This window comes from Corynebacterium sp. LaCa78, assembly GCF_046717505.1.
Lineage (GTDB): Bacteria > Actinomycetota > Actinomycetes > Mycobacteriales > Mycobacteriaceae > Corynebacterium.
In genome coordinates this window covers 1,336,778-1,349,551 of the sequence record NZ_CP177112.1, presented here as the reverse complement: position 1 = coordinate 1,349,551, position 12,774 = coordinate 1,336,778, and the positions used below count along the sequence as shown (strand labels likewise).

Below are 12,774 nucleotides of genomic sequence, written 5' to 3'. Positions count from 1 at the left end.
AAACTGTATGGAACACCCTTCTCATATGGTCTGCCTTGGCGGCGGCCATGGTCTTTATCAAACCCTTTTATCCGCCAGGCGCAGCAATGCAGCGGATATTTCTGCCATCGTGACGGTTGCCGATGATGGCGGATCTTCGGGGCGCCTGCGCCGGGAATTGGACATCATTCCACCCGGTGACCTGCGCATGGCTTTGGCGGCGCTAGCCGATGACAATCGGATAGGCGAGCTGTGGGGCAAGACCCTTCAACACCGCTTCGGCGGCAATGGCGCTATGGCAGGCCATGCCGTGGGCAACCTCATGATCGCCGGGTTGACCGGGGTTTTGGGCGATTACCAGGCCGCCTTGGACGCGGTGGCGGAGCTTACCCACTCGCACGGGCGGGTCATCCCCGTGGTCCCGCATCCCTTAGAGATTGAGGCCGATGTCTCAGGGCTTGACGATGACCCCCGGGTCATGCGCCAGGTCCGCGGCCAGGTCGCGGTGGCATCGACGCCGGGCCATGTGCGGCGGGTGCGCATCCTGCCTGAAGCGCCCCAAGCGAGCCCTGCTGCGCTGGAGGCCATTAGACAGGCTGATCTTATTACCATCGGTCCGGGATCCTGGTTTAGCTCCGTGCTGCCGCATACGTTGGTGCCAGAGATCGTGCAGGCCATTTCTGAATCCAATGCCTTGCGCGTGGTTATGCTCAACCTGTCGGCCGAACCGGGAGAAACCCAAGGCTTTTCCGCGGAGCGCCACGTGCACGTGCTGGCTCGTCACGCCCCAGATCTACGCATCGACCGCATCGTCCTAGATGCGGCAGCACTGCCAAATGAGAGCGAACGGGTATATGTACAGCGCGCTGCGCAAGCCTTGGGCGCACGCGCGGTATTTGCAGATGTCAGTATCCAAGATGACAATGGACAGCGATTGATGAAACACGATCCAGACAAACTTTCTTCTGTCATCGTGGATCTTTATAACGAGTACCGGCGGGCCTAGCTAAGTTCAGGCCAGCCAGTCCTCAGGGCGCGGGACACGGTAAAATGAGAAAATTCCGTTTCCCACGCAGTAGTTGGTGTGCGTGGGACCGTGCATTGCACAAGCGTCATTCGTGACTGTGACAGAGAAATGGGGCGAACTAGGTGACCACACCGTTGACCGAACAGGTCAAAGAAGAACTAGCGGCGGTTGGCGTGACACGTCAGTCCGCGCGCGCTGCGGAGCTCGCATCGATCCTGCGCTTTGCCGGAGAAGTAGATGTCTCTGGTGAGAGCATGGCCTATGAGCTGGAGCTTGATAACCAGGCTATTGCGCAGCGCATCCTCGTGGCTTTAGACGAGCTCTACGGGATCGAAGCGGAAAGCCACGTTGTCGGCCCTGCGGGGACGGTGAAGAAATCGCGCGTCATCGTGCGCATCACTAAAGGGGCAAAGGAGCTTACCCGCCGCCTAGGCCTGATTACCCGCTCCGGTCACGCCGTGGTGGGGCTTCCGCCGCAGGTCATTTCCGGCACCGTGGCTGATAGCGAGGCGGCGTGGCGCGGTGCCTTCCTTGCGCACGGTAGCCTGACGGAACCCGGGCGTTCTTCGGCATTGGAAGTCAGCTGCCCCTGCCAGGAGGCCGCGTTGGCACTCGTGGGATGCGCACGGCGCCTGGGAATTTCCGCAAAGACTAAAGAGACCCGCGGCGAAGATCGCGTGGTCGTCCGCGACGGCGATGCCATTGGCGCGTTGCTTACCCGCATGGGCGCGCAAGTGACCCGCCTGTCTTGGGAAAAGAAGCGGGTAAAGCGCGAAGCGCACGATACATCGCGCCGGTTGGATAACTTTGATGATGCCAACCTGCGCCGCTCGGCACGGGCCGCCGTGACCGCCGCGGCGCGCGTGGATAGGGCGATGGAAATCTTGGGCGATGACGTTCCCGAGCACCTGGCCGATGCCGGCCGCCTGCGCGTGCAGCACCGCGAGGCTTCCTTGGAGGAGCTTGGCCGGCTGGCGGATCCGCCCATGACCAAGGATGCGGTGGCCGGACGCATTCGACGCCTACTGTCTATGGCGGATAAGCGGGCCGAAGAACTGGATATCCCCGATACCAATGAATCCATCTCGGACGATCTTTTTGGTGACTCTTAGCCGCAGGGCACGGCCTAAAGCAGTTATTTGATCCACGAAAGGCGGGAAGGAAAGCACTGAAGTGCTTGTCCCTCCCGCCTTCTGTTGTGCCGCGGCCCAGCACCGAGGATGATTTGGTGCTAGGCGGGGGCAGGGGCTTAAAGCCGGTGGCGGCCTAAGCTTTATGGGACCGCCTTATGGGACCAAGAAGCCCAAGACGTTGGTCATCAAGAAGACGATGACGCAGACAACGGCCAAGAACGCGATGGAGTAGCCCACGACGTTCTTCAAGATGACGGATTCCTTGCCCTCCATGGATACGGCGGTTGCCGCAATAGCCAGGGACTGTGGCGAAATCATCTTACCCACAACACCACCGGAGGTATTGGCGGCCAGCATGAGGTCAGGGTTGACGCCAATGCGGTCAGCGGCGGCGACCTGGAGGTTACCAAAGAGCGCGTTCGCGGAGGTATCGGAGCCGGTAACCGCGGTACCAATCCAGCCCAGCACGGGAGCGAAGAGCGCGAAGATGGAACCGGCGGAAGATACGAATTCACCGATGGCGATGGTCTGGCCCGAGTAGTTCATCGTGTAGGCCAAAGCGAGGACCAAGACAATGGTCAGCCCGGAGAACTTCATGCGGTTGGCAACTTCACCGAAGGCCTGCACGGGTTGGGCGAAGCTGAGCTTGTAGCGGCCATTTTCGTTCCAGAAGTGGTAAACAATGGCCACGATAATGCCGGAGAGCAAGAGCAAGGTACCGGGGTTGCCAAAGACATTGAAGCTAAAGCTGGTGTCCATGGCTTCGCCGTTGGTGCCGATGACGGTGCCATCCAGCAGCGGCCACGCGAACTTCAGCTTCCAGAAGCCGAAGATGGCTGGGGCTGCGGTTGCGATGGCAAATACTGCGGTAACGACGGCGTAGGGCAGCAGGGCCATCCAGATGCGGCGGCCATTGAGGTCGGTCGACGTTTCTGCGGCGGGCAGCTCCATGCGCTCGCGCAGCTGCGCGACGCCGCGTGGCTTCCACACGCGGAGGAAGATGAAGGCGGCACCCAAAGATACGATGCAGGCAATAACGTTGGTGAGCTGGTAAGCAAAGAAGGTTGCGGTCAGCCACTGTGCGGCGGCAAAGGAAATGCCGATGACCGCGGCGGCGGGCGCCGTTTCCTTCACGCCGCGCATGCCGTCGAGGATGAATGCGATAAGGAACGGGACGATCGCGGCGATGACCAACACCTGCAGGGCAATAAGGCCTGCGATATCTTGGGTTTGCTCAGCGGTACGTCCGCCAACCTCACCGGCGGTGGTGACCGGAATGCCGACCGCGCCGAATGCCACTGGGGCGGTATTAGCAATGAGGACCACCGTCGCTGCGCGCAGCGGCTTGACGCCGAGCGCCATAATCATCGTGGCGGTGATAGCAACGGGTGCGCCGAAACCCGCAAGGGCTTCAAGGAGGCCACCGAAACAGAAGGCGATGAGCATCGACTGGATGCGGATATCTCCATCGCCTAAGAGGTCGAAGGTCTTACGCAAATCCTCGAAACGGCCCGAGGCGACCGTGATCTCGTAAAACCAAATCGCGGTGATGATAACCCAGACAATGGGCAAGAGGCCAAAGAGTCCACCGCGGACCGCGGAGGACAGTGCCATATCCACGGGCATCGCAAAGGCGACTATGGCAAGGATGATGGAGGTCGCAAGGGCGACGGCTCCTGAAGTATGTGCACGGGCTTTAAAGCCCATCAACATAATGAAGAAAGCCACGAGGGGGAGAATCGCCACGAGCGCGGTGAGCCCAAGACTGTCTCCCACAACAGAGGTATTTATCTCAAACATTGAGTATCCTCGATTCTAACGGGGGTACTATCGCAGGCGCATTCGGTCTGCGGGGGACTTAAATTTGTTGCCCACGCGTTTCAGGCGAGAGTTAGCGCCCAGCGAATGCCCGAGTGCTACCTGTAACACAGTGAGTTAGCGCAAGCATATCGCGTCATAAAGAATGCTGTGTGATTTGGGTCAAGTAATTTATAGTACTCCGTCTCTAGCGACCAGTGTGCGAGCCGTTTCTGGCGACCGTTGTGCGAGCAAGCCTGGACATATTGTGGGCTGTGATATATCGCACATTAACGGTGTAAAGTCCACATGAATCCACCTAAACGGGCTTGAACAGCCGGAATATTCGGGAGAAACAAAAATACCCGGGAAGATTGTACGCCTAAAACGGAAAACTTTCAGATGCTGCGCGCCCAGTATTGAAGGCCACTGCACGCGTCATGAAGGCTCTGTAGTATTGCGGTTGTTGGGCAAAGCCTCGGGCACCTTACTCACCCTGAGCAGTAAAGTACTCGAAGGACCCGCGGTAGGCCCATAGAAATAATTACTCGACTCTTTGAGGAGATTTACAGTGACTACCCGCGTAGGCATTAACGGCTTTGGCCGCATTGGTCGTAACTTCTTCCATGCTGTTAACCGGACCGACAACGACCTTGAGATCGTTGCTGTCAACGACCTGACCGATAACCACACGCTTTCTAACCTGTTGAAGTACGACTCCGTATTGGGTCGCTTCGACGGCGAGATTACCTACGACGATGACTCCATCACCGTCAACGGCAACCGCATCCAGGTCTTCAACGAGAAGGACCCGAAGAACCTGAAGTGGGGCGAGCTGGACGTGGACCTCGTTATCGAGTCCACCGGCCTGTTCACCAACGGGAACGACGCAAAGGCTCACATCGAGGCCGGCGCCAAGAAGGTCATCATTTCCGCTCCTGGCAAGGAAGTTGACGCAACTTTCGTCTACGGTGTTAACTCCGACACTTACGATCCTGCTAATCACAACGTTATTTCCGCAGCTTCCTGCACCACCAACTGCCTGGCACCTATGGCCAAGGTCTTGAACGATAAGTTCGGTGTGGAAAAGGGCCTGATGACCACGGTTCACGCTTATACCGGTGACCAGCGCCTGCAGGATGCTCCTCACAAGGACCTGCGCCGCGCCCGCGCCGCAGCGGTCAACTTGGTACCTACCTCCACCGGTGCAGCAAAGGCCGTCTCCTTGGTTCTGCCTGAGCTGGAGGGCAAGCTGGACGGCTACGCAATGCGCGTTCCAGTCATCACCGGTTCCGCAACGGACCTGACCTTCACCGCTTCCCGCGACGTCACCGTTGAGGAGATCAACGCCGCACTCAAGGAGGCAGCTGAAGGCGAGCTGAAGGACACCCTCGCATACACCGAGGATCCGCTGGTTTCCACCGACATCGTGACCTCCCCGCACGGCTGCATCTTCGACGCCGGCATGACCAAGGTCTCCAACGGCAACCTGGTCAAGGTGCTGGGTTGGTACGACAACGAGTGGGGCTACACCTCCCAGCTCGTCCGCATGACCAACCTGGTTGCAGACAAGCTCTAAAGTCCTGAAACCGAGCACCCTTTAATGCGATACCGGCCACAACGAACGCCCTGACGGCACGACGTTGTGGCCGGTATCATTTTATGTAGGAACCTCGATTGCAGAACCCACTTTAAAAGGAGTAACACATGGCTTTTAAGACCCTAGATAACCTGCTTGAAGAAGGCGTAGAGGACCGCCACATCTTGGTGCGTTCTGACTTCAACGTGCCGCTCGATGATGACGGAAATATCACCGACCCGGGCCGCATTACCGCTTCTCTTCCGACCATTAAGGCGCTTGTCGATGGCGGCGCGAAGGTCATCCTTTCCGCCCACCTCGGCCGCCCCAAGGGTGAGGTAAATTCCAAGTACTCCTTGGCCCCAGTCGCAGAGGCGCTGTCCGAGGCCCTGGATCAATATGTTGCCTTGGCCAACGACGTCACCGGTGAAGACGCCCACGAGCGCGCAAACGGGCTAAACAGCGGCGATGTCATGCTGGTAGAAAATGTCCGCTTTGACCCGCGCGAGACCTCCAAGGATGAGGCAGAGCGCGGCGAATTTGCTGAAGAGCTCGTCGCCTTGGCCGCCGATAATGGTGCATTCGTTTCCGACGGCTTCGGCGTTGTTCACCGCGCACAGACGTCTGTGTATGACGTCGCCAAGCGCCTGCCCGCCTACGCCGGCAAGCTGGTGGAAAAGGAATTGGACGTATTGTCCACCGTGGCCAAGGATCCAGCGCACCCTTACGTCGTCGTTCTGGGCGGCGCAAAGGTATCCGACAAGCTCGGCGTTATTGAAGCACTCGCCGGAAAGGCCGACAAGATCATCATCGGCGGGGGCATGTGCTACACCCTGCTGGCCGCTAAGGGCTACGACGTTCAGGAGTCCTTGCTGCAAGAGGACCAGATTGAAAACTGCAAGAGCCTGCTGGAGCGCTTCGGCGACAAGATCGTCCTTCCGGTAGATCTCACCGCCGCCAGCGAGTTCGCCACAGACGCTGAGACCAAGGTTGTTGAGCTCGATGGCATCCCTGAGGGCTGGATGTCGCTGGACATTGGCCCCAAGTCCGTCGAGAAATTTGCCGCCGTACTGGCAGATTCCAAGACCGTATTCTGGAACGGCCCCATGGGCGTATTCGAAATGGAAGCCTTCTCCAAGGGCACCGCTGGGGTGGCGCAGGCGATTATCGATGCCACCTCCTCCAACGGTTCCTTCTCCGTCGTCGGCGGCGGCGACTCCGCAGCCTCCGTGCGCACCCTGGGCCTCGATGAGGATGGCTTCAGCCACATCTCCACCGGCGGCGGCGCATCCCTTGAATACCTCGAGGGCAAGGAGCTGCCGGGCGTTTCCGTGCTCGAGGCATAAACCGCCTGAAATAGCTCAATATAGGCGTACACAGAAAGGATTAATCATGGCACGTACACCACTTATTGCTGGCAACTGGAAGATGAACCTCGATCACATTGAGGCCATCGGCTCCGTTCAAAAGTTTGCTTTCTCCCTGCCGGAGGATTACTACGACAAGGTTGATGTAGCCTACATGGTTCCATTTACCGATATCCGCACCATTCAGACCCTCGTTGAGGGCGATAAGCTGAAGATCACCTACGGTGCGCAGGACATCTCCAAGCACGAGTCCGGCGCCTACACCGGTGAGGTATCCGGTCAGATGCTGAGCAAGCTGGGCTGCAGCTGGGCAGTCGTCGGCCACTCCGAGCGCCGCGAATACCACGGCGAAACCGACCAGCTGGTCGCTGAAAAGGCCGCAGCGGCCCTGGACAATGGCATCAGCCCGATCGTCTGCGTGGGCGAGCCACTCGATGTGCGCGAAGCCGGCACCCACGTTGACTACGTGGTGAACCAGACCCGCGATTCCCTGCAGGGACTGAGCGCCGAGCAGCTATCCAAGACGGTTATCGCCTACGAGCCCGTGTGGGCCATCGGCACCGGCAAGGTTGCCTCCGCTGATGACGCGCAGGAAGTATGTGCTGCAATCCGCGGCTTGGTCAAGGAGCTTGCAGGCGACGAGGTCGCCGAGGGCATCCGCATCCTGTACGGCGGTTCCGTGAAGGTCGATTCCGTTGCTGATATCGTCAGCAAGCCGGACGTGGACGGTGGCCTGATTGGCGGTGCTTCCTTGGTAGGAGAGGACTTTGCCAAGTTGGCCGCCAATGCCGCTAATGCCGTTAGTTAACATGCGTTAACAACCATCACAAGGTAACTGTTGTGCCGCGGGTTGGGGTGAGTCCCGCCCGCGGCATGGTGTACAGTAGGCCCTTGTGATTGCTTTGCGTAGGCAAAGCCGGTAAGTACTTCGCGCCGGTGGCTAGCGTGACTTTCGGTAGTACATCGAAGGTGCCACTGGGCGCACGTTGAGAAAAGGAAGAACCTCATGGTCTTAGCACTGGAAATCATTTTGCTAATTTCAGCTATTTTGATGTCCATCTTTGTGCTTTTACACAAGGGCAAAGGCGGCGGCCTGTCTAGCCTTTTCGGCGGCGGCGTGCAATCGAACCTGTCCGGTTCGACCGTGGTGGAAAAGAACCTAGACCGCTATACCGTCGTCATGGTGATTATCTGGTTGGCCTGCATCGTTGGCCTTAACCTTATCCAGGCCTACGCTTCCTAGGAAGCACGCAGCAGGCCCCCGCTAACCGCTAGCGGCGGCCAACCGCGCAAAACAGCGCCGGTACGTCAGTCCCTTAACCTTTCGCAAGAAGGGACCGAGGTACCGGCGCTGTATGCGTTAAGCGGCGGTGCCGGCGCTGCTGGCTTTACAGCTCCTGCGCGGCATCGTCTGCAAGGAAGAGGATCGTTTCCTTCGTCCCTTGCGCACCAGCGGCCGGGCACTCTTCAGCGTCGACGCCGTCAACGATGTTCTTTGCGGCAGCGGCCTTTTCCTCCCCGGCAACCAAGAGCCAGACGCGCTCAGACCTGTTGACCGCCGGCAGCGTCAGGGTGATGCGCTCGCTGGGCGGCTTCGGCGAATCGTGTACCGGTACCGCGAGTTCTTCCTGCTCACGGATGGCAGGAGAGTGGGGGAACATGGAGTTAATGTGGCCTTCTGCGCCCATGCCCAAAAGGTGTAGATCGAAGCCTAAAGGTGCGAAGTCCTTCAACTCTGGCTCGTAGGCATTTGCGGCCGCCTCCATGGAGACCGCACCGAGGTCGAAACCGTGGATATTCTGATCCGGGATATCCACGTGATCGAGCAGCGCGGAACGCGCTTGGCCTTCGTTGGAATCTGGGTCGCTGACCGGGACATTGCGCTCATCGCCAAAGAAGATGTGCACGCGGGACCAATCGATGCGCAGGGCAGGGTAGTTCTCGCCTTGCTGCTGGGCGGCGAAGTCCAAGCGCGCGAGCTCGTGCAGGAGCCCAATTCCTGCGCCCCCGCCAGTTAGTACGACTCTTGCCACGCCGTCACCATGGAGGCCACCATTGCCGGCCTGAATACCGGCGATGGTCTCAATAAATTTGAGTGCGGCTTGGGAAATAAGGTCATCTACATCGCTGACGCGGTGAAGCGTTACCATTCGGTATCAGAATCCTTTGCAAAGAATCGGTATGAGCAAGTGCGCTATTAAAGCTTACTGTAGTCTACTTCTCCCAGAGCACGCAGCGCCTGAGCATAAGTTTTATCGGCGTCGAGGTGCCGCAATTCCTCGGAGAGGATTTCGGTTTGCGTGCGCGGGCTCAAGCTGACCAGCGAGTCTGGCGTACCAGGCACGCGCACCCGCACGGTGCGCTCATCCACGACATCCACATCGACGTGGGTCGTCTCCCGGTTAAAGCGCAGGTGGGTAACCGGGAAATAGTCACTATTAGCTTCCTCGGCCATGCGCTGTACCGGGACGCTCAGGCGGTCAAGCAGCCACCCCGCAGCGAAGTTTGGCGCGGGATGCCCGGCGGGGCCGGCGACCTCTACCGATAGCACCTTTTCATGGGGATGGTGGTCGAGTGCCGATGCGACGACGCCGCGCCACAAGGTAATGGAGGCCCAGGACATATCGGAATCGCCGGGGGAGTAGCCATTAGAAAGCGCGCGCAGATCCTGCTCGCCCACGGTGCCTTTATGCGCCACGTTGGTGATGCGGCGCTGCGCCAACTTGCCCACGGGGCTTTCGGAGGGAACCTGCGGGCACAGGTTCGGCCACCACGCAACCAGCGGGGTATCCGGCAGCAAGAGCGGGGTGAGCACGGACTCGGCTTGATCCGCCAGCGCCCCGTGCAATTGCATGACGACGGTCTCGGACGCACCGGCCTCGCCACCGACGCGGAGCTGGGCATCGAGCTGGGTATCAGTATTTGGATCGCCGGGGACCACGACGAGCACGCGGGAGGGGTGCTCATGAGAGGCATCGCGCACAGAGGCAAGGATTTGCTCGAGATCGTCGCCTTCTTGTGCCTCAACGATGAGGGTGAGCACCCGGCCCGTGGTGCGGGTGTAATGCTCCTGGGCATCGACAAGCTTCTTGGCAATTTCACCGGTGGTGGTATTAGGCAATGGGATAATCATTGACTACGTCCCTTCTATGGGCGGCGCCAGGAATGGCCCCGGCGGCGCAGCATCTTATCGGCTGAAGTGGGCCCCCAGGTGCCCGCCTTATAATCTTCGGGCTCACCATGCTTGGACCAATAATCGAGGATCGGATCCAAAATGGACCACGATAGCTCGACTTCCTCATTAGTGGGAAACAGGGATGATTCATCGAGGAGCGCATCCAAGATGAGGCGCTCATAGGCCTCCGGGGACTCCTCGGTAAAGGCCTCGGCGTAGGCGAAGTCCATATTCACATCGCGGACTTCCATGGTGGAGCCCGGGACCTTTGAGCCAAAGCGCATGGTCACGCCCTCATCGGGCTGAACGCGGATGACCACGGCATTTTGGCCGAGGGCATCGGTTTCGCCATCGACAAAGGGCTGGTTCGGTGCGGCCTTGAAGACCAAGGCGATCTCGGTGACTCGACGCCCCAAGCGCTTTCCGGTGCGCAGGTAGAAAGGCACGCCTCCCCAGCGCCGAGAGTTGACCTCCAACGTGCACGCCGCATAGGTCTCAGTAGTGGAGGCGGGATCGAAGCCCTCCTCCTCACGCAAGCCCTTCACGTATTCCGAGCCCTGCCAGCCAGCGGTGTACTGGCCACGGGCGGTGGTTTTATTGAGCGGATGGACCGGCTGCGTAGCGCGCAGCACCTTGACCTTTTCAGCGCGCAGCGCCTCCGGTTCAAAGGAGGAAGGCTCTTCCATTGCCACGAGGGCGAGCAGCTGCAGGAGGTGGTTCTGAATGACGTCTCGGGCCGCGCCGATTCCGTCATAATAGCCAGCGCGGCCGCCAAGCCCAATATCTTCGGCCATGGTGATTTGCACGTGGTCGATATAGTGCGCGTTCCACATCGGCTCAAAAATCTGGTTAGCAAACCGCAGCGCCATGATGTTTTGCACGGTCTCTTTACCCAGGTAGTGATCGATGCGGAAGACAGCAGATTCTGGGAAGACCGCGTTGACGATCTCATTGAGCTCGCGCGCAGATTCCTGGTCGTGGCCAAACGGCTTTTCGATGATCACTCGGCGCCACGAGTCCTCCATGGAATTGGCCATGCCCACGCGTTCCAATTGGTGGCAGATATCGGAGAAAAACTCTGGCGGCACCGAAAGGTAGTATGCCCAGTTGCTTCCCGTGCCGCGGGCTTTATCCAGCTCGGCCAACCGCGCAGAAAGCTTGTCGAAGCCCTCATCGTCGAAGGAGCCTTGCACGAACTCGATTCCTTGGGATAAGTGCTCCCACACGTCGTGGTTAAAGTCAGTGCGGGCACCGGCTTCTACCGCGCTGCGGAAATAATCGCAGAAGTCCGCGTTATCCCAGTCCCTGCGGCCATAGCCGACGAGCGTGAAGCCAGCGGGCAAGAGACCGCGGCTGGCAAGGTCATAGATGGCCGGCAGGAGCTTTTTGAAAGCTAAATCGCCGGTCACACCAAAGATGACCATGCCCGCGGGGCCCGCGATGCGTGGCAATCGTTTATCGGCGGCATTACGCAAGGGATTGACCCAAGCGGCTGAGTCCGTCACGGATTATCCTTCCTGGAGGGAAAAGCTAAGTAGTCTTTCAACTAGTGGCGGCATAATGCCCCGCCGGCTATCCGGCGGGGCTAGGACCACGGTCGTAGTTTACGCGAGTCGTTGTTTGAGGGAATCAAGGAGGTCATTCCACGCGGCGACGAACTTATCCACGCCCTCGCGCTCGAGGACCGCGAAGACATCTTCTAGGTCAATGCCCACCGATTCGAGCTGGGAGAAGACCTTCTCGGCTTCTTCGCCGGCGGTGGAGAGGGTATCGCCGTGGAATCCACCCTCCTGCAGTACCGCATCAATGGTCTTTTCCGGCATGGTATTTACCGTGTGCGGGCCAGCCAGCTCGGTCACGTACAGCGTTGCTGGGTAGTCGGGGTTTTTCACGCCGGTGGAAGCCCACAGTGGACGCTGTACGGGCGCGCCTTCGGGGAGGCCGTTATCACCGAGCAATTCCTCTTGGAAGAGGGCGTAGGCACGCTGCGCGTTGGCAACACCGGCCTTGCCGCGGAGGGACAGGGCCTCATCGGAACCGATAGCCTCCAAGCGCTTATCAACTTCCGTATCTAGGCGGGAGACGAAGAACGATGCGACCGAGTGAATCTTGGTAACGTCTTTGCCATTATCAGCCGCGCGCTTGAGCCCGGCCCGGAATGCGGCGATGACCTCGCGGTAGCGAGACACCGAGAAGATCAGGGTGACATTGACGCTGATTCCCTCTGCCAAGGCATCCTCGATAGCGGGGAGGGAGCCCTTGGTAGCCGGAATCTTGATCATCGCATTGGGGCGGGCCACCTGGTCCCACAGTTCGCGGGCCTGCTTGAGAGTTGCCGCGGCATCGTCGGAGATGCGCGGATCCACCTCGATGGATACGCGGCCATCCTGGCCGTCGGTCTCAGCATAGATATCGGCAAAAAGGTCACAGGCGTTTTGTACGTCCGTAATGGCCAGGGAGTAGACGGCTTCATCGGCCGAAGCGTTCTTCTCCTTCAAGGCCGCCAGGTCTTCGTCATAGGCCGTGCCGCTGGTCATGGCGGTGGCGAAGATGGCCGGGTTGGTGGTTACGCCCACGATGGACTTGGAGGAAATAATCTCCTTCAAGTTTCCGGATTCCAAGCGCTGGCGCGAGAGATCATCGAGCCACGTGGAGGTGCCCAATTGGGCAAGTTCAGAAATGTTGTTCATAGTCATTCCTTTTAGCGTCGGTGAGGT

11 protein-coding genes are annotated in these 12,774 nt (G+C 59.2%); 6 read left to right on the top strand and 5 right to left on the bottom strand.

What is annotated here, in order from left to right:
* Window positions 1–7: 7 nt before the first annotated feature.
* Together ACLI1O_RS06500 and whiA are read left to right on the top strand one after the other, a co-directional pair.
* Window positions 8–985 (top strand): gluconeogenesis factor YvcK family protein, encoded by a 978-nt coding sequence (locus ACLI1O_RS06500; RefSeq protein WP_411706778.1) that lies wholly within the window; start codon window positions 8–10, stop codon window positions 983–985.
* A 143-nt stretch (window positions 986–1,128) separates the two neighbouring features.
* Window positions 1,129–2,118, top strand: coding sequence for a DNA-binding protein WhiA (whiA, locus tag ACLI1O_RS06495; protein ID WP_284769763.1), 990 nt, complete (start codon window positions 1,129–1,131; stop codon window positions 2,116–2,118).
* A gap of 174 nt (window positions 2,119–2,292) precedes the next feature.
* Here the strand turns inward: whiA and ACLI1O_RS06490 are convergent, their stop codons facing one another.
* Entirely contained in the window at window positions 2,293–3,939 is a 1,647-nt protein-coding gene (locus ACLI1O_RS06490; protein ID WP_239268202.1) for an L-lactate permease, read from the bottom strand.
* Window positions 3,940–4,507: 568 nt separating this feature from the next.
* On the opposite strand from ACLI1O_RS06490, the gene gap reads away from it, so the two are divergent.
* The 4 genes from gap (at window position 4,508) to secG (ending at window position 8,125) form a co-directional block, all read left to right on the top strand.
* Window positions 4,508–5,515 carry a type I glyceraldehyde-3-phosphate dehydrogenase gene (gap, locus tag ACLI1O_RS06485; RefSeq protein WP_284771906.1) on the top strand — a complete coding sequence of 336 codons (1,008 nt, stop codon included), beginning with the start codon at window positions 4,508–4,510 and terminating at the stop codon, window positions 5,513–5,515.
* 128 nt (window positions 5,516–5,643) lie between these two features.
* The gene (locus tag ACLI1O_RS06480) at window positions 5,644–6,861 is read left to right on the top strand and encodes a phosphoglycerate kinase (protein ID WP_411706777.1); all 1,218 of its coding nucleotides are present in this window, start codon (window positions 5,644–5,646) and stop codon (window positions 6,859–6,861) included.
* A 46-nt stretch (window positions 6,862–6,907) separates the two neighbouring features.
* Entirely contained in the window at window positions 6,908–7,690 is a 783-nt protein-coding gene (gene tpiA / locus ACLI1O_RS06475; protein WP_239275225.1) for a triose-phosphate isomerase, read from the top strand.
* Window positions 7,691–7,888: 198 nt separating this feature from the next.
* On the top strand, window positions 7,889–8,125 hold the full coding sequence (secG, locus tag ACLI1O_RS06470) for a preprotein translocase subunit SecG (RefSeq protein ID WP_005279116.1): 237 nt from the start codon (window positions 7,889–7,891) through the stop codon (window positions 8,123–8,125).
* 145 nt (window positions 8,126–8,270) lie between these two features.
* Here the strand turns inward: secG and pgl are convergent, their stop codons facing one another.
* The 4 genes from pgl to tal all read right to left on the bottom strand — a co-directional run bounded on the left by pgl (window position 8,271) and on the right by tal (window position 12,747).
* Window positions 8,271–9,032 carry a 6-phosphogluconolactonase gene (pgl, locus tag ACLI1O_RS06465; RefSeq protein WP_239268194.1) on the bottom strand — a complete coding sequence of 254 codons (762 nt, stop codon included), beginning with the start codon at window positions 9,030–9,032 and terminating at the stop codon, window positions 8,271–8,273.
* Between the two features lie 47 nt (window positions 9,033–9,079).
* Complete coding sequence (locus ACLI1O_RS06460) at window positions 9,080–10,015, bottom strand: glucose-6-phosphate dehydrogenase assembly protein OpcA (RefSeq protein WP_239268192.1); 936 nt, start codon at window positions 10,013–10,015, stop codon at window positions 9,080–9,082.
* A 14-nt stretch (window positions 10,016–10,029) separates the two neighbouring features.
* A complete protein-coding gene (gene zwf, locus ACLI1O_RS06455; RefSeq protein WP_237800863.1) occupies window positions 10,030–11,562 on the bottom strand; it encodes a glucose-6-phosphate dehydrogenase in 1,533 nt (510 codons plus the stop codon).
* A gap of 99 nt (window positions 11,563–11,661) precedes the next feature.
* Window positions 11,662–12,747 (bottom strand): transaldolase, encoded by a 1,086-nt coding sequence (gene tal / locus ACLI1O_RS06450; RefSeq protein ID WP_239268190.1) that lies wholly within the window; start codon window positions 12,745–12,747, stop codon window positions 11,662–11,664.
* Window positions 12,748–12,774 lie beyond the last annotated feature (27 nt).